The 15,912-nt window shown below is 67.1% G+C and carries 16 protein-coding genes; 14 read left to right on the forward strand and 2 right to left on the reverse strand.

Annotation, left to right across the window (positions count from 1 at the left end; all coding sequences use genetic code 11):
- Positions 1-188 precede the first annotated feature (188 nt).
- Positions 189-1,169, reverse strand: a complete 981-nt coding sequence (locus ACFX4F_RS13955) for a helix-turn-helix domain-containing protein (protein ID WP_099818732.1) — start codon at positions 1,167-1,169, stop codon at positions 189-191.
- 691 nt (positions 1,170-1,860) lie between these two features.
- Between ACFX4F_RS13955 and ACFX4F_RS13960 the strand changes: the two genes are divergently transcribed.
- The 13 genes from ACFX4F_RS13960 to ACFX4F_RS14020 all read left to right on the forward strand — a co-directional run bounded on the left by ACFX4F_RS13960 (position 1,861) and on the right by ACFX4F_RS14020 (position 14,441).
- Positions 1,861-2,043 carry a Flp family type IVb pilin gene (locus ACFX4F_RS13960; RefSeq protein ID WP_025878547.1) on the forward strand — a complete coding sequence of 61 codons (183 nt, stop codon included), beginning with the start codon at positions 1,861-1,863 and terminating at the stop codon, positions 2,041-2,043.
- 101 nt (positions 2,044-2,144) lie between these two features.
- Positions 2,145-2,690: a prepilin peptidase gene (locus ACFX4F_RS13965; RefSeq protein ID WP_380656245.1), complete on the forward strand. Its 546-nt coding sequence runs from the start codon at positions 2,145-2,147 to the stop codon at positions 2,688-2,690.
- Positions 2,687-3,160, forward strand: coding sequence for a TadE/TadG family type IV pilus assembly protein (locus ACFX4F_RS13970; RefSeq protein ID WP_089235916.1), 474 nt, complete (start codon positions 2,687-2,689; stop codon positions 3,158-3,160). Before ACFX4F_RS13965 ends, ACFX4F_RS13970 begins: the two co-directional genes overlap by 4 nt.
- Positions 3,161-3,184: 24 nt before the next feature.
- Positions 3,185-4,234, forward strand: coding sequence for a Flp pilus assembly protein CpaB (cpaB, locus tag ACFX4F_RS13975; protein WP_380656248.1), 1,050 nt, complete (start codon positions 3,185-3,187; stop codon positions 4,232-4,234).
- Positions 4,235-4,252: 18 nt separating this feature from the next.
- Positions 4,253-5,611 (forward strand): type II and III secretion system protein family protein, encoded by a 1,359-nt coding sequence (locus ACFX4F_RS13980; RefSeq protein ID WP_205404392.1) that lies wholly within the window; start codon positions 4,253-4,255, stop codon positions 5,609-5,611.
- A 28-nt stretch (positions 5,612-5,639) separates the two neighbouring features.
- A complete protein-coding gene (locus tag ACFX4F_RS13985; protein ID WP_100465650.1) occupies positions 5,640-6,896 on the forward strand; it encodes a fimbrial protein in 1,257 nt (418 codons plus the stop codon).
- On the forward strand, positions 6,881-8,230 hold the full coding sequence (locus ACFX4F_RS13990) for a CpaF family protein (RefSeq protein ID WP_099818737.1): 1,350 nt from the start codon (positions 6,881-6,883) through the stop codon (positions 8,228-8,230). The genes ACFX4F_RS13985 and ACFX4F_RS13990 overlap by 16 nt, the downstream gene beginning before the upstream one ends.
- Before the next feature lie 2 nt (positions 8,231-8,232).
- On the forward strand, positions 8,233-9,177 hold the full coding sequence (locus tag ACFX4F_RS13995; RefSeq protein WP_380656253.1) for a type II secretion system F family protein: 945 nt from the start codon (positions 8,233-8,235) through the stop codon (positions 9,175-9,177).
- A 28-nt stretch (positions 9,178-9,205) separates the two neighbouring features.
- Positions 9,206-10,135 carry a type II secretion system F family protein gene (locus tag ACFX4F_RS14000; RefSeq protein ID WP_180167323.1) on the forward strand — a complete coding sequence of 310 codons (930 nt, stop codon included), beginning with the start codon at positions 9,206-9,208 and terminating at the stop codon, positions 10,133-10,135.
- A gap of 5 nt (positions 10,136-10,140) precedes the next feature.
- Positions 10,141-11,025, forward strand: coding sequence for a tetratricopeptide repeat protein (locus tag ACFX4F_RS14005; RefSeq protein WP_380656266.1), 885 nt, complete (start codon positions 10,141-10,143; stop codon positions 11,023-11,025).
- Positions 11,022-11,477 (forward strand): DUF3613 domain-containing protein, encoded by a 456-nt coding sequence (locus ACFX4F_RS14010; RefSeq protein ID WP_099818740.1) that lies wholly within the window; start codon positions 11,022-11,024, stop codon positions 11,475-11,477. Before ACFX4F_RS14005 ends, ACFX4F_RS14010 begins: the two co-directional genes overlap by 4 nt.
- A gap of 8 nt (positions 11,478-11,485) precedes the next feature.
- Entirely contained in the window at positions 11,486-13,636 is a 2,151-nt protein-coding gene (locus ACFX4F_RS14015; protein WP_380656257.1) for a TadG family pilus assembly protein, read from the forward strand.
- A gap of 100 nt (positions 13,637-13,736) precedes the next feature.
- On the forward strand, positions 13,737-14,441 hold the full coding sequence (locus tag ACFX4F_RS14020) for a DUF2968 domain-containing protein (RefSeq protein ID WP_088100167.1): 705 nt from the start codon (positions 13,737-13,739) through the stop codon (positions 14,439-14,441).
- 57 nt (positions 14,442-14,498) lie between these two features.
- On the opposite strand, the gene ACFX4F_RS14025 is transcribed toward ACFX4F_RS14020, so the two are convergent.
- Positions 14,499-14,888: a DUF4124 domain-containing protein gene (locus tag ACFX4F_RS14025; RefSeq protein WP_380656260.1), complete on the reverse strand. Its 390-nt coding sequence runs from the start codon at positions 14,886-14,888 to the stop codon at positions 14,499-14,501.
- Between the two features lie 192 nt (positions 14,889-15,080).
- On the opposite strand from ACFX4F_RS14025, the gene ACFX4F_RS14030 reads away from it, so the two are divergent.
- Positions 15,081-15,905, forward strand: a complete 825-nt coding sequence (locus ACFX4F_RS14030) for an alpha/beta fold hydrolase (protein ID WP_380656263.1) — start codon at positions 15,081-15,083, stop codon at positions 15,903-15,905.
- Positions 15,906-15,912 lie beyond the last annotated feature (7 nt).

The following is a 15,912-nucleotide window of genomic DNA, read 5'->3' on the forward strand; positions in this document are numbered from 1 at the left end:
GGGCTTGCAGGACCGTTGGCGCCATGGATGGCGCCATCGAGCCCCCATGGATGGGTTTACGGCGTGTCCTGCAAGCCCACACCGCCCCGCCAACCCACAGAAAACCCAGAGCCGGCTGTTGCTGTGGCTTCGGCTGTGGCTTCGGCTGTGGCCTCTGCGGGAGCCGGGCGGCAGCCCGGCCGATACCTTCAGGCCGGTTGGCCGAGCTGTGCGGGCGCGCGCATCAAGGTGTCGCGCGGCAGTTCGCCAAATACCTTGCGGTAGTTGTCGGCAAAGCGCGACAGGTCCCACAGCCCGCAACTGAGCGCGATGGCCTTGACCGAGCGCCGGTTGGAATCGGCCATCGACAGGCTGCGGCAGGCCGCGCACAGCCGCAGCATCGACAGGTAGCGATTGGGCGAGGTACCGAACAGATCCTCGAACGCATAGCGCAGGCCACGTTCGCTGACGCCGGCGGCGTCGCAGATTTCGTTCATGTAGATATTGCGCCGCAGATTGAGGCGCATGAAATTCTCCGCCCGCTGCGCGATCAGGTAATGCGTGCGGCGGGCGCGGCTGCAGCTGGGTCGATCGGCGGGGCCCGCGCCGAGCAGTGCCTGGATATGCTCATGCAGCAGGCGCTCGGTTTCCTCCGGCTGCAGCCCACCGCCCTGCCCCAGCTGTGCATGCAGTTGCTGGTAATGGCGCACCAGGGGCATTGCCTCGTCGCCGAGGTTGAACAGCGAAAGTGCCTGCCCCGCCGGAGGCGTGCTGCGCAGGCTCAGTTCGGTCAGCTTGCGCTGCACGCGCGCGACCGGCACCAGCATCAGCGTCATCTGCGTGCCGGGGCTGAGCGTGAATTCACTGATGCCTTCAGGCATCACGGCCAGCGCCATGCCCGGCGTCAGCGGCACGCCATGGCACCAGCTCAATGCATCGTCGGTGGTGTGCAGGTAACCGAGCATCGCCCAGTCGGGGGGCAGCATGAATCGGCCGCGGCAATGGAAGCCGCAGGTGATGCTGCAGAACAGGGCTTCCTCGTGAACGCGCGAAGCGAATGCCGCGCGCGGACCATTGCCATCCAGCAGCAACAGTTCCACATCGCACACGCGGAGCACGCCGCTCAGCGTGGCCAGGTCGATCGACCTGAGATCGCCGTCGTCGTTGCCTTCCACCCCACCATCGACCATGACAGTGTCGTCCCCCGTTTGGTCTGCTGTACGACCCCGCCCCCACTGCCTGACAGGGCGCACGCCGTTTCCAAGAGCATCGTCCGTTGCCGTGATGGTCGCTGCGCGGCACGCGCGTCCATCCATGAAAATGCAATACCTTGAATGCGAGTATGCCCGATAATCCGCAGCCGTAAACAGGATGTTTCGACGCCAGCCGATTATCGACGACGTGAAGAAAATGTGCGCGCGGATGGCATGGTTTTCGCATGCGCGCAGATCGACCTCACATTATCTGCACGACCATGAATCGTTTTGCGCAGGAACGGATATGCGTCACAGATCCGCGCCTGAATATTCAGCAATTCCCCGAATCTGCCGAATTTGCATATAGGTTCCGGTTGCAGGGAACCGCCATTCAGGCAAAGTCGAATACACGGTGATCGGGCACGCAGATAGCGGCCACACCCAGGGGGACAGCATGACCATGCACCTGCGAAATACCGTTTCGACCACCGGCCCGGTGCCGTGCGGTCGCGGTTGCGCGGCCGCTGCCCTGCCCGGGAATGATCACCCTGCTTGAGCACAGCGGGATTGCCCGCCGTGCCTCCTCCGCCAGGATGGCAGAGGCCTACGGACGGTCCCGGCGGAGCCGGGCCACCGCCCATGCAGGTGTCCTGCAGCAACTGACAGGTAGAGGGAGACAACCGTCATGAACGCATCGATCCGCAAGTTCCTGAAAGAAGAAGATGGCGTGACCGCGCTCGAGTACGGGCTGCTGGCCGCCGTGATCGCCGGCATCCTGATCGTGGTGGGCAGAACCCAGATCACCGCGTTCTTCACCACGTTGTTCACCCGCCTGCAGGCCATCGCCACCGACGCCACCACCACCTAGCCGTCGCGCGGGGTACAGCACCTGCGGTCGCTTCGATGGCGACCGCGGTGGCCGATGAAGGGGGTCTGCAACTGTCCAATGACGGACGAAGAGGGTGTGCGATGACACTGCTGGGATTGCTGGCCATGGGAGTGTGCCTGCGGATCGCGATCAGCGATCTGTACGCCCGCCGCGTGCCCAACACCTGGCTGCTGGCCGCGTGCGCGATCGCGGTGCCACTGATCATCGCCGACCAGTTCACTGCAACGCGCACGACCTGGGCGCCCCACCTGCTGGGCGCGGCACTTGGCCTGCTGGCACTGCTGCCGTTCTATGCGGTGCGCTGGATGGGCGCCGGCGATGTGAAGTTCTTCGCCGTGCTCGGCCTGCTGCTGGGCTGGAAGGCATTGCTGCCGGTATGGGTGCTGGCCAGCCTGGCCGCAGGCGCCCACGCCATGCTGGTGATCGTCGGACGGCAGTTGGCCGGTCACCTGCCGCTGCGCCTGCAGATGCAGGTCAATCGCGCCAGCACGCATTGGAGTGGTCACCCTGCCCTGCGCGAGCTGCAGGCCGCCCGGCAAGGGCGACAGGGTATTCCCTACGCCGCCTACCTGGCCTTCGCGGCAATTGGCTGGGTACTGGCAACCACTTATGGAGGCGTGGCATGAAAGCGTTCGCACGTCGCCGCCAACGCGGCGTGGCCAGCATCGAATTCGCGCTGATGCTGCTGCTCGGCCTGGTGCCGCTGTTGCTGTTCACCTTCTCCGGCGTGCTGATCATGGCCGCACAGCAGACCCTGGCCACGGCCTCGGCCGAGGGCGCGCGCGCGTCGCTGCGCTATGGCAGCGCCGGCGAGCGGCGCACGGCAGCCTGCCTGGCAGCCCGCCGCTCCATGCAGTGGCTGTTGCAGTTTTCCAGGCAGAACCCGGACTGCAGCGCGGGCGGCGCGGGTGCCATTGTGGTCTCGCCGCAGGCGCCCTGCGCCGGCCTGGCGACGGTGCAATGCATGACCGTGACCGTGAGCTACGACTACAACGCCCATCCCTTCCTGCCCGGCACCGCCACGCTCTATGGCTGGGTGATGGGCGCCCCCATTCGCAGCGTCGCGGTCGCCCAGCTGGACCTTGGCAGCAACTGACGATCGGTACAGGAGACGAATTCCATGCTCAAGTTGACCCGCATCGCCGCCATCGCCCTGATCGCACTCGCCGTGCTGCTCGCCGTGGCGGCCTTCGTGATCGGTCGCAAGCCTGCGGCTTCGGCGGACAATCCGAGCACGATCGTAACGGCCGATGCGCAGACGTTCAGTGTCGTCGAAGCCACCGCGCGGCTGCCTGCCGGCGAGCCGATCAGCGCCAATGGCGTGCGGCTGACACAACGCACCACCGAAGTGCCGGGGGCGGTGGCCGACCTGGCCGCGGTGGTCGGCAAGGTGCCGGTGCAGGACATCAGCGAAGGCAGCGCGATTGGCGCCAGCCTGCTCGCGCAGGGCTTCTCGCTGCAGCTGCGGCCGGGGGAACGAGCGCTGGCGGTGCCGGTCGATGAGCTGGTCGCGGCAGGCAACCGCATCCTGCCCGGCGATTTCGTCGACGTCTTCCTCAACCTGCGCAGCGCCGCGACCAGCTACAACGGCCAGCAGGACATCGCACAGACCCGCCTGCTGCTGTCGCGCCTGCGCGTGCTCAGCTACGGCCAGCAGGACATTGCGGTGGCCCCCGGCCCTGCCCAGGGTGAGGCACCGGCCACGGCCAGCAACGACTCGCGCGCGGCCGATATCACCAATGGTTCCAGCAGCGGCCACAGCAACGGAAACGGCAGCGATGCCACGCAGCCGGCACGCACCGCGGTGCTGGCGGTACCGGTGGCCGATGCCAACCGGCTGCTGCTCGGCGCGCAGCAGGGCAAGCTGTTCCTGGCCCTGCGCAATCCCGCCGATACCGGCCTGCCGGACCTGGCGCTGTTCCCGCAGGCGCGCGGCGTACTTGACCCGGTGCGCGGCCTGGACAACGAACAGCAGCAGGCCCTGCAGCGGCCGGAGAACAACGCCTACGCAGGCCTGGATGGCGACGCACTGGCTGGCCGCGGCAGCAGCGTGCAGCGCAACGCTCACGAAACGCCGGCGCGTGCACCGGTGCAGCGCCGCTCGACACCGCGACCGGCGGGCATCGAGATCATCCGTGGCGACACCGCCGCCCCCCGTGGCTCCCTTTGACCCTTGCCGAGAGCGCACATGACTGAACGTCGCTACTGCCTACGCCCCTCTGTCCGCCAGCGCTGGCTGGCCCTGCTGCTGGTGCTGCTGGCACCGGGTGCGAGCGTGGCTGCCGACGACCTGCTGCTGCAGACCCGCGAACAGCGGCCATGGACGCTGCCAGCCGACCTGGAACGGGTCGCCATCGCCGATCCCGGGGTGGCTGACATCGTGATGCTGCGTGGCGCACGCCAGGCGTTGCTGGTCGGAAAGGCGCCGGGAACCACGACCCTGCTGCTGTGGCACCGCAAGCAGAGTGAACCGCAGCGCGTGCAGGTGCGCGTGCAGAGTGCCGTGCAGGGCGCCGCCGATACCGGCTCCAACGGGCTGGTGTTCACCCAACAGGACCATCAAGGGCTCCTGCAGGGAAGCAGCGACAGCGTGCTGGCGCACATGCAGGAACAGAAGACCGCCGTGATGGCGCTGGGCAAGGACGGCAGCCTGGCCGACGCCTCCACCATCAGCAGCGGCGGCGTGGTGCAGGTCGAGGTCAAGGTGGTCGAATTCAACAAGACCGCGTTGAAGCAGATCGGCATCAACTTCCAGAACCGCAACGGTGGTTTTGCTTATGGATTCGCCCGACCCGGTGGGCAGCTGCCAGGCAACACCGGCATTCTCCCCGGCATGAAGGAAGGCGAGTCCAGCAACGAAAGCGAATCACCGATTTCCTCGGCGTTCCGGCTGGTGTTTGGTTCGACCAAGGGCCTGTGGAACGCCGACGTCGACCTGCTGCAGGCCAACGGCATGGCGCGCGTGCTGGCCGAGCCGACCCTCGTTGCGCTGTCCGGGCAGAGCGCCAGCTTCCTGGCCGGTGGCGAACTGCCGATCCTGGAGCCGCAGGGGCTCGGCACGACCACGGTCACCTACAAGCCCTTCGGCATCGGCCTGACCGTCACCCCCACCGTGCTCTCACCGAACCGCATTGCGTTGAAGGTCGCGCCGGAAGCCAGCGACCTGGACTACACCAACGCGATCGCGCTCAACGGCGTGCAGATCCCGTCGATCACCACCCGCCGCGCCGATACCACCGTCGAGCTTGGCGATGGCGAGAGCTTCGTCATCGGTGGCCTGGTCAGTTCCACCGTGGCCTCGACGGTCAACAAGATTCCGCTGCTCGGCGACCTGCCGATCATCGGTACGTTCTTCCGTAACTTCGACTACAAGCGCCAGGACAAGGAACTGGTGATCATCGTCACGCCGCGGTTGGTACAGCCGATTGCCCGCAATACCGAACTGCCGCTGCCCGGCGATCGCGAAGCCAAGCCGAACATGCCCGAATGGGGCGCGTGGCTGCTTGGCCCGATCAGCCGCGACCCGGTGCCCGGTTTCTCGCGCTGACCCACATGACGTCTCCGGTACCACGCCCATGCCCTACGCCACTGCCCTGCCGCTGCACCCGCAAGGACCACCGATGAACCTGGTCCTGTACGGGATCGACCGCGAACTGCTGCCGCGCCTGGCTGCCAAGCTGCCGCCGGCCACGGCATTGCATTGGCAGGACAGCGGCGAGCCGACCTCGGCACAGGACCTGCAGCGTGGCCCGCAGAACCTGGTGCTGCTCGACTTCCGCCCCGAGCATGCATCGGCATCGACGGTGCTGGCGCAGCAGCTGCAGCAGACCCAACCGGAACTGACCCTGGTGGCGGTGGGCGCCACCAGCGCCGGCCAGGTTGAAGGCGTGGTGATGGCGCTGCGCGCCGGCCTGCGCGATGTGCTGGACCTGGACAGTGACAACACCGGTATCGAGGCCGCCCTGCGCCGCGCCCTGTCGCCGCGCCCCGCCGCAAGCGCGCAGCAGGCGCACAAGGCCCGGCTGATCGTGCTGCTGGGCGTGCGCGCCGGCGTCGGCACCAGCACCCTGGCCGCACATCTGTCGGTGCTCGCACAACAGACCCACACCCTGGCCCAGGGCGATGCGGCCGTGCAGGACGGGCTGCTGATGGAGCTGGCGCAGCCGGCCGGCGACCTCGCCCTGTACCTCAACCTGGACAGCCGCTTCCACTACGAAGATGCGCTGCGCAATGCCAGCCGCATCGATGCCACCCTGGCGCGCACGGCGATGGCCCGGCACCCCAGCGGCCTGGTCCTGCTTGATCGCGCCAGTGGCAGCGACGCGCTGCCGCCGTCCGATCCTGGCGCGCTGCTGCAGCGCCTGCGCAGCGTGTTCGCCAGCGTGCTGTGCGATGCCGGCGGCTGCCCGCTGCGGCAGTTGCCACCGCTGCTGCTGGACCAGGCCGACGAAATCTGGCTGGTGGCCGACGCCTCCATCGCCACGCTGGTGTCGCTGGACCACGCCCTGAAGCACCTTTCCGGCCAGCGCGATCGCGAGAAGCGGCTGCAGCTGCTGATCAACCGCCACGACGACAACAGTGGCATGAGTCCCGAACAGATCGCGCGCCGCTTCGAGCTGCCGCTGCTGGCCACCCTGCCCGAGCGGCCACGGGTGCGCACCGCCGCCAGCCACGGTCATCTGCTGCTGCAGGATGCGCCGCGCGACCCGTACCTGCGTGCCCTCGCCCCGCTGGTGCAACGCCTGGATCCGGCTGCCTGCCCGGTCCAGACGCATGGCCTGCGGGAAAGACTTGCCCTTGCCCTGGGTGGATCGCAATGGAAGACAAAGTGACCCCGTTCCCGCACGTTGTCGCCCGCAACACGGTGCCGGAGCATGCACCGGGCAGCCTGCCGTTCGCACAGACCGAGCAGTACCAGAAGGTGCTGTCGGCCGCGCACGAGCACCTGCTCAACAGCATCGAAGACGAGCGCATCGACATCGATTCCTGGGCCCCGGACACCATCGCCCGCTGGGTGGAGGTGCAGACGGTCAGTTTCATCCAGGAATGGCGCATCCCCATCAACGAAGAAGAAATGCAGGTGGTGGCCGAAGGCCTGGTCAAGGAGCTGACCGGGTTCGGCCCGCTCGATGACCTGCTGCATGACCCCACCATCGAAGACATCCTGATCAATGGCTTCAAGGATGTGCATGTCTCCCAGGGCGGGCAGCTCAAACGCGCGCCACAGCGCTTCACCGACGACACCCACCTGCTGCGCATCCTGCGCCGCATCATCGCCCCGCTCGGCCGCCGCCTGGATGATTCCAATCCGATGGTCGATGCGCGCCTGCCCAATGGCGGTCGCCTCAACGCGATCATCTCGCCGTTGGCGGTGGACGGGCCGATGGTGTCCATCCGCAAGTTCCGCAAGGACCCCTTCACCCCCGATGAACTGCTGGCCAAGGGCACCTTCGATGCACCGATGCAGGCCCTGCTGAAGGCGATGGTGCTGGGCCGCTGCAACATCCTGGTCTCCGGCGGCACCAGCTCGGGCAAGACCTCGCTGCTCAATGCGCTGGCCAGTTATGTGCCGGCCAACGAACGCGTCATCACCGTGGAAGACACCGCCGAGCTCTCGCTCAACCACCCGCATGTAGTGCGCCTGGAAAGCCGCATCGGTGGCGCCGAGGGCCAGGGCGCGGTCAGCATCCGCGACCTGGTGCGCAACAGCCTGCGCATGCGCCCCGACCGCATCGTGGTCGGCGAGGTGCGTGGCGCCGAGGTGCTGGAGATGCTGCAGGCGATGAACACCGGCCATGACGGATCGATGGCCACCATCCACGCCAACTCGCCGCGCGACTGCCTGTACCGCATCGAGATGCTGGCCGGTTTTGCCGGCTTCCAGGGCAGCGAGGACAGCCTGCGCCGGCAGATCGCCAGTGCCATCGACTTCATCGTGCAGATCTCGCGCCTGGGCAGCGGCCGCCGCGTGCTGGTGTCGATCACCGAAATCACTGGCGTCAGCGACAACCTGATCACCACCCAGGAGATGTTCCGCCACGAAGTGCAGATCGATGGCAGTGGCAAGGAAATCGATCGCTGGATCGGCCTGGGCTTCCAGCCGCATTCGCACAAGCTGGAACCGTTCCGGCAGTTGCTGCGCGAATCCCTGTACGGAGACTTCTGAGCATGAGTACCGGCCTGCTGCTGGGTGTGCTGAGCATCGTGTCGGTGCTGCTGGCGCTGGCCGTGTGGTTGTGGGGGACGGCCAACAGCCGCGAACAGCGACAGGCCTCCCTGCAGCATGCCGAGCAGCAGCTGGCGCGCGGCACCGGCCCTGGCGCCAATACCACCGCCGACGCGGCGCGGCAGGCCCCGTTGCCTGCACCGGGTCGGCGCACCCTGCCCTGGGACGGACAGCTGCAACGTGCCGGCCTGACGCCGGGCTGGAAGCTGCCACTGCTGATGCTGCTGCCGGGCATCGCCCTGTCCGCATTCGCGGTGCTGCGGCTGGGCACCGCCTGGATGTTCCCCCTGACCCTGCTGCTGTACCTGCTGGGCTGCTGGCTGTGGCTGATGCGCCGCACCGGCAAGCTGCAGGCGCAGCTGCTGCACCAGCTGCCGGACTTCCTCGACAACCTGGTGCGCCTGACCGCGCTCGGCAACAGCCTGCAGGCCGCCTTCCAGGTCGCCTCGATGCAGACCAACGCCCCGCTGCGCGGCCTGCTCGACACCACCGTGCGCTATGCCCGTGGCGGCATGGACCTGGATCGCGCGCTCAACCTGGCTGCACAGCCCTACCGCATGGACGTGCTGAAGGTACTGGCGGTGGTGATGGGGGTGAGCGTGCGCATCGGTGGCCGTGCCGACCAGATCCTGCAGCGCATGGGCGACTTCATGCGTGACCTCGAACAGGCCCAGCAGGAACTGGCCGCGACCACGTCTGAAACCCGCATGTCGGCCTGGGTACTGGGCCTGCTGCCACCGGCCTGCGCGGTGCTGATGGCGATCTCCAGCCCCGAATTCTTCCAGCCGGTGCTGCACGATCCGCTGGGCCACAAGATCCTGTTGATCGCCCTGTGCATGGAACTGACCGGCGCCTTCCTGCTGTATCGCCTGGCCAAATCGCTATGAGTACTGCCGTCCACGCAGGAGGCATCCAATGAGCGCCAGCATCTGGTTCGTGGCCGCCCTGCTGGTGCTTGCTGCCGGCGTGGCTCTGCTGGGCCTCGGCAGCTGGGTCCGCAGCCATCGCGAGGACCGCAGCGCGGCCACATTGAAGACGGCGCTGCGTCCGCGCGAAAACGAAGACGGCGCTGCCGATGCACGCAAGGATTCGCTGGGATGGCTGGAGCAGTTCGGCCGTGGACTGAGCGGTGGCCGCCTGGAAGCCGCACTGCTGGCCGGTGAAGATCGCCTGCTATTGGACCTGGCCGGCTGGAACACCCGCCGCGGCACCGCCATCTACCTGGGCCTGCGCCTGCTGCTGGCAGTGCTGGTGCTGGGTATCGCGCTGGCGATCAGCGATGCCACGGGGCTGTCCAGGATCATGGTGGTGATCGGCGCGCTTGCTGCCGGCCTGCTGCTGCCGAAGTTCGCGCTCAGTGCATGGGTCAAGCGGCGACGCCGCGCCGTAAACAATGAACTGCCGCTGTTGATCGACCTGCTGCGCCTGCTGCAGGGCGTGGGCTTCAGCATGGACCAGAGCCTGCAGACACTGGGCGACAAGCTGCGCGACGCACTGCCGGTACTGGGCGGGGAAATCCAGGAAGCGAATGTGTCCTACACCCACGGACGCACGCGCGCGCAGTCGCTGCGGCGGCTGAGCGATGTATACGGTGACGACGACCTGTCCAGCCTCGTGCAGTTGATCCTGCAGGTGCACGCGCATGGCGGTGCCGTGCAGGAACCGCTGCGCCAGTTCAGCATCCGCCTGCGCGAGCAGCGCCGCAACGCGTTGAAGGAAAAGGTCGGCAAGCTCTCGGTGAAGATGACCGTGGTGATGATGCTGACCCTGCTGCCGGCACTGATGCTGGTGCTGGCCGGACCGGCGCTGGTCGCGCTGGCCACTACCTTGTCGAAAATGGGATGACCTTCATGCCTTTCCTGCGCCCCGCCTGCCTGTTGATTGCCTTGGTTGCCGCCGCTGCCGGCTGCAGCTCCACCACGCCGAAGTACCTGCGTGCGCCGAGCCTGGCCGAGCCGACGCCGGCCCCGCAGGACAGCCGCAACGCTTATCTGGAGCTGATCCAGCGCATGCAGCTGCAGGGCGCCTGGTACGCCTCGCTGGCGCACGTGGATGCCTTCCGCCAGCGCTACGGCGATACCCCGGCACTGCGCCTGCTGCAGGCCGACGCACTACGCCAGACCGGCCAGATCGATGCGGCGCTGGCGTTGTACCGCGAACTCGGCAACGGCCCACAGGCCGCGGCCGCCGCGCATGGCATCGGCCTGATCGCCGCCCTCCGTGATGATGGCGACGGCGGCGAGCAGGCACTCGCACGTGCCACCCAGCTGAATCCCCTGAACACCGATTACCTGGGCGACCTCGGCTATGCACGGCTGCGCGCCGGTCGCTTCGAACAGGCGCGCGAGCCGCTGGCCAAGGCGCTGGAACTGTCGCCGGGCAACGCCAAGGCCACCGCCAATCTCGCCCTGTGGGCGCTGCTGCGTGGCGACACGGCCACCGTCGAACGACTGGCCCAACAGGCCAGCTTCAGCGAGGAAACGCGCCGCAGCGTCGAGCAGCAGGCACAGCAGATCCGCGCGCGGCTGCAGCAACGGCAGGCAGCCGCCACCGCTGCAGCGGCGGCTGCGACGCGACCGGTCGCTTCGGTAACCGCCAGTACACCCGCCGCAGGCCCGCGCCTGGCCGCCGAACCCCGCCGCGATGGCCGTGACCAAGGCGAGCCGCCACGACTGCCGCCCTCGATGCTGGAACGCTTCGGCACCACCGACCATCCCACCGGGAACACGCCATGACCTCGACGCCACTGATCCGCTGCCTGCTGCCGATGCTTGCCGGCTTGTCTTTCGCTGCGATTGTGCAGGCGCAGACGCCGCAGCAGCCGTTGACCGGACAGATGCTGGGTGGTGCGGCGCCCGCACCGGCAGCCGCGCCCCTGCACAGCGAGCCGCTGGCCACCGTGGACGTATCGCCGGAACAGGCTCCACCGCCTCCGCCGGTCCCTGCAGCCAAACCTGATTTCGGCGGCACGCAGCTGCGGCCCAACACCTCGCAGATCGGCGACACCACACGCAGCCTGTTCCGCCTGCAGGCCTCCGGCGAGATAGCCGGTGCCCGCCTGCCGATCCTCGGCGACCAGGCCACATCCAGCTACGCGCGTTACCTGAAGAGCTTCCAGTACGACATCCCGCAGTTCTTCGAAACCGACGTCGCCAAGTCTGCAGGATCCTCCCGATCCGGACGCTGAGGTCTGCCATGAACCGAGCACGCCATATCAGCTTCAGTCGCCCGCGCGGCGGCATGTCGGTCACCATGATGCTGGTGATGATCGCGTTGCTGGCAATGCTCGGCCTGATCGAGATCGGCTTCCTGTTCTGGGCCAAGCGTGATGCACAGAAGGTAGTCGATCTTGCCGCGCTGGCGGGCGCACAACGGCTGGACCTGTGCAACGCCAGCAATACCGACAACAGTGCTGCCCGGCAGAGCGCACTCGCGCAGAACCGCTTCCGTGGGCAGGTGCAGATCCAGTGCGGCAACTGGAATGCCAGCCGCGGAACGGCAGACCACTTCAGCCCGAGCGTGGACGCCAGCAATCCGCGCAACGCGGTGCGCGTCATTGCCGAACGCGGCGTGCTGCCATTCTTCGGCCAGAACCGAACGCTGCCCACCCTGCGCGTGCAGGCCGTGGCCAAGCGCTCGGAACCCACCGCGGTGTTCGCGGTGGGCTCGCAGCTGCTGCGCACCAATGGCAACTCACCGTTGATGGCGACCCTTCGCCTGGTTGGTCTGGACGTCACCAACGCAACGGTGCTGTCCTACGATGGCCTGGCGCAGGCCACCATCACCCCGTCGGGGCTGCTGGCTGCACTGGGCATCCCGGTCACCGCTGACCTCAGCGTGGCCGACTTCAACCGACTGCTGTCGATCAACCGCATTTCGCTGGCACAGCTGGTCAATGCCACCGCCACTGTCGTTGGCCGTGACACCGCCGTCGGCGTGCAGCTGCAGGCGTTGTCCAACCTGGTCGGCACCCGGTTGGACATCAACCAGCTCAATATTCTGCTGGGCAGCCAGAACGGCGGCGGCGGTCTGTTCGCGCAGGTGATTTCGCCGGACGGCACCATCGGCAGCGCGCTGGAATCGCAGGTCAACGTGCTGGATCTTGTCACCGCGGCGATCTCCATCGCCAACGATGGCAATGGCGTGCAGGTGCAGGGCTTGAACCTGCTGGGCATCGACGTCAAGGCCGGCGTGGTGGAGCCACCGTCAATCGCCATCGGCGGTGTCGGCGCACGCGCGTACAACGCGCAGGTGCGGCTGATGGTGGACGTCGACAGCGACCGCCTGTTCGCGATCGGTCCGCTGCTGAACCTGCTCGGCACCCGGCTGCATCTGCCGCTGCACGTGGATGTGGCCAATGCGATGGGAACATTGACCAGCATCCAGTGCGGGGCGACGCCACCGACGGCCACCGTCCAGGTCGATTCCTCGGTGCTGCGTGCCTGCGTCGGCAAGGTCAATGCGGCCGATCGTTTCTCCAAGAGCAACGTCTGTGACGCGACCCTGCAGAACGAGCAGCTGTTGCAGCTGCTGGGGCAGCCCTTGATCAACGACAAGATCACCCTGCCGGCACTGACCAGCACGCAGAGCCTGACCCTGGCCGCCGGCCAGACCGGCTCGACCCGGATCAACCCGCTGGCCGTCGGCACCGCCGTGTCGGATCTGGTCAACGAACTGCTGCGCGTGCTGTCCGGCATGCTCAGTTCGCCCAAGCAGGGCATGAACGCCAACGACACCGCCAAGGCATTGGCCGACCGTTACCTGCAGGCCGCCTTCCCCAGTGGCGGGCGCTACAACGTGGACCAGGTGATTCCGCTGCTGCGCGATGGCGATCCGTCACGCAACCTTGCACCGTTGGGCAACTGGACAGTTACCAAAGGCGTACCCAAGCCCTGCCTGCTTGGCCTGACCACCTGCTGGGAAGATGGCTCGGTGTGGACGGGCTACCGCACCACCGTGACCGGCCAGGGCCTGGGCCTGCTCGACGGCCTGCTCGGCTCGCTGGTCGGTGGCCTGCTGATCAACCGCTGCGACAGCCTGCTCGGCAACCTGATCGACTACAACGGCTGCGTGCGTACCAACCTGGCGTCCTATATCCAGACCGCCCCGGCCGGATTCCTCGATGGCCAGAACGGCGGCGGGGTAACCACACCGGGCAACAACGTGACCTGCAGCGGACTGTTGTGCGCGCTGCTGAACCCCGTACTGGCCGCGCTCAAGCCGGTGCTCAACAGCGTCGGCACCCTGCTGACCAACACCCTGGCCAGCCTGCTCGGGCTGGAACTGGGCCGCACCGATGTCAGCATGCAGTCGATCCAGTGCAGCTCGGCGCAGCTGGTCTTCTGACCCGCGCGGGCGCGGGTTGGCGGCGTCCGCGCCCATGCTAGACTCGCGGCGGGGAACCACTTTCAACTCAACCCACACTACATCCGTGGATGGTCTAGACATGCGAGAAACTTCAGGGGGCACCGTCTTCGCCCGGTATCCGCGCGGCGCAGCACTGCTGGCCGTGGCCATGATCGTGGTGGCGCCGTCGGCGCTGGCCGCACGTGGCGATCGCACTGCCACCGTCGAGCCGGCCAAGGCCGCACCGGTGGTACGCAACACCGTCGACGAACTCAAGCAGTTGATGGATGCGCAGCAGCTCACCGAGCTGCGTACCACCTACAACGGCAACTACGGCGCCAGCCTGCTGTTCAACGCCAATACCCTGACCTACTACGTGGCCCTGTTCCAGGAGAAGAACTTCTGGCGGGTGATCAAGACCGATGCCGTCGACAACGCCGAGCGTGTCTACCGCACCTTCGCGCAGCAGTCCGAACAGCTGGCGCAGGTCTATATCGACACCACCCGGCTGGAAGCCGGCAAGCGCTACACCGAGCGCCTGGTGGCCTACAACGAAGAACGCCTGCGTACCCTGCAGCAGGAAATGGAACAGCAACAGGCACAGTCGGCGCAGGTCAGCGCAGCGCTGCAGCAGGCCCAGCAGCAAGCGGTCAGCCTGAGCACCGACGTGCAGAGCACCAACAGCCAGCTCGATGCGCTGCAGCGCCGGATCCAGATCCTGCAGGCCGAACAGGGCAACCCGGAGCTGAGCCTGCCCAAGCCGGATGCTGCCGCGGCGCCGGCCGCCGCCAGCGACGGACGCTGAGGCTTACCTGGCCTGTAGACCAGAACGGCACCTTCGGGTGCCGTTTTTTCGTTGTGATCAACGACAGGCCTCGCGCACCGCGTCATCCAGCTGCCTGCGCTGCAGGTAATCGAGCCTGCGCGGCTTGGCCAGCGTTTTGACCTGCTGCTCGCGCGCCCGCTCGCAGGCTTGCGGGTCGGCCATGATCGATATCAGCGCACCCTGCGCGCGTCCGCGCCGTGGCGTCCGCCTGGTTGCGCTGCGGGCAGGCTGCACGGCCGAAGGTAGCGGCCCACGCGCCTTCGGCTCGGCACTGGGCACTTCCCAGCGCCACTCCGCCTCCCCCTGGCAGGGCGTCTGCTGATAGACCGGATGCCCGCCATCGGTGCACTTGTAGACGTTGGTCTGCGCCGCCGCGACAGCCGCCCACAGCAGTCCAGGCAACACTCCCCACCTCGGCATCTTCATGACTGGCCCTCGCGCGTCCGATGGCCATGGTTGCCATCAGCACCGACCTGCCGCCAGAGCGAGTCGCGTCAGCGCAACGAACCCGTCAATCCGCCACAGCCGTGCAATGCACACGGCACATCGTGCGCTGTACTGCCGCAGGCGCCGGCGAACCCGCAGGCGTCTTCCCTCCCTTCCGCCAAGGAACCTGCAATGAGCAATTTCGTGACCGTCAATGATGGCGCCCGCATCTTCTACAAGGACTGGGGCACCGGCCAGCCTGTCGTATTCGCCCATGGCTGGCCGCTTTCGTCCGACGCCTGGGACCCGCAGATGCTGTTCATGGGCCAGAACGGCTACCGCGTGATCGCCCACGATCGCCGCAGCCATGGCCGCTCCAGCCAGACCTGGGACGGCAACAACATGGACACCTACGCCGACGACCTCGCTGCGGTTCTGGATGCGCTGGACGTGAAGGACGCGATCCTGGTCGGCCATTCCACCGGCGGTGGCGAAGCGGCCCACTACATCGGCCGCCATGGCAGCGCGCGCGTGGCCAAGGTGGTGCTGGTCGGCGCGGTGCCGCCGTTGATGCTGAAGACCGCCGGCAATCCGGCCGGCACGCCGCTGGAGGTGTTCGACGGCATCCGCAAAGGCACCGGCGGCGACCGTTCGCAGTTCTTCAAGGACCTGGCCACGCCGTTCTTCGGCGCCAATCGTGATGGCAACAGCGTCACCGAAGGCATGCGTGATTCGTTCTGGCTGCAGGGCATGCTGGGCGGCGTGAAGGGCCAGTACGACTGCATCCACGAGTTCTCGGAAGTGGACTACACCGAAGACCTGAAGAAGATCGACGTGCCGGCCCTGGTGGTGCACGGCGATGACGACCAGATCGTGCCGTTCGACGCCTCCGCCAAGCTGTCTTCGCAGATCATCACGAACGCGGAACTGAAGGTGTACGCCGGCGCACCGCACGGCCTCACCCTCACCCATGCCGACCAGTTCAACGCCGACCTGCTGGCGTTCGCACGCAAGTGACGTAGCG

Source organism: Stenotrophomonas sp. YIM B13575, assembly GCF_042787595.1.
Lineage (GTDB): Bacteria > Pseudomonadota > Gammaproteobacteria > Xanthomonadales > Xanthomonadaceae > Stenotrophomonas > Stenotrophomonas lactitubi_B.

Excerpts from the sequence above, each read along its gene's own strand:
- ACFX4F_RS13955 (WP_099818732.1), bottom strand. The coding sequence starts at position 1,169 with ATGGTCGATGGTGGGGTGGAAGGCAACGACGACGGCGATCTCAGGTCG.
- ACFX4F_RS14005 (WP_380656266.1), top strand. The coding sequence starts at position 10,141 with ATGCCTTTCCTGCGCCCCGCCTGCCTGTTGATTGCCTTGGTTGCCGCC.
- ACFX4F_RS14000 (WP_180167323.1), top strand. The coding sequence starts at position 9,206 with ATGAGCGCCAGCATCTGGTTCGTGGCCGCCCTGCTGGTGCTTGCTGCC.
- ACFX4F_RS13970 (WP_089235916.1), top strand. The coding sequence starts at position 2,687 with ATGAAAGCGTTCGCACGTCGCCGCCAACGCGGCGTGGCCAGCATCGAA.
- ACFX4F_RS14010 (WP_099818740.1), top strand. The coding sequence starts at position 11,022 with ATGACCTCGACGCCACTGATCCGCTGCCTGCTGCCGATGCTTGCCGGC.
- ACFX4F_RS14020 (WP_088100167.1), top strand. The coding sequence starts at position 13,737 with ATGCGAGAAACTTCAGGGGGCACCGTCTTCGCCCGGTATCCGCGCGGC.
- ACFX4F_RS13985 (WP_100465650.1), top strand. The coding sequence starts at position 5,640 with ATGCCCTACGCCACTGCCCTGCCGCTGCACCCGCAAGGACCACCGATG.
- ACFX4F_RS13980 (WP_205404392.1), top strand. The coding sequence starts at position 4,253 with ATGACTGAACGTCGCTACTGCCTACGCCCCTCTGTCCGCCAGCGCTGG.
- cpaB (WP_380656248.1), top strand. The coding sequence starts at position 3,185 with ATGCTCAAGTTGACCCGCATCGCCGCCATCGCCCTGATCGCACTCGCC.
- ACFX4F_RS13990 (WP_099818737.1), top strand. The coding sequence starts at position 6,881 with ATGGAAGACAAAGTGACCCCGTTCCCGCACGTTGTCGCCCGCAACACG.
- ACFX4F_RS13960 (WP_025878547.1), top strand. The coding sequence starts at position 1,861 with ATGAACGCATCGATCCGCAAGTTCCTGAAAGAAGAAGATGGCGTGACC.
- ACFX4F_RS14025 (WP_380656260.1), bottom strand. The coding sequence starts at position 14,888 with ATGAAGATGCCGAGGTGGGGAGTGTTGCCTGGACTGCTGTGGGCGGCT.
- ACFX4F_RS14015 (WP_380656257.1), top strand. The coding sequence starts at position 11,486 with ATGAACCGAGCACGCCATATCAGCTTCAGTCGCCCGCGCGGCGGCATG.
- ACFX4F_RS13995 (WP_380656253.1), top strand. The coding sequence starts at position 8,233 with ATGAGTACCGGCCTGCTGCTGGGTGTGCTGAGCATCGTGTCGGTGCTG.
- ACFX4F_RS14030 (WP_380656263.1), top strand. The coding sequence starts at position 15,081 with ATGAGCAATTTCGTGACCGTCAATGATGGCGCCCGCATCTTCTACAAG.
- ACFX4F_RS13965 (WP_380656245.1), top strand. The coding sequence starts at position 2,145 with ATGACACTGCTGGGATTGCTGGCCATGGGAGTGTGCCTGCGGATCGCG.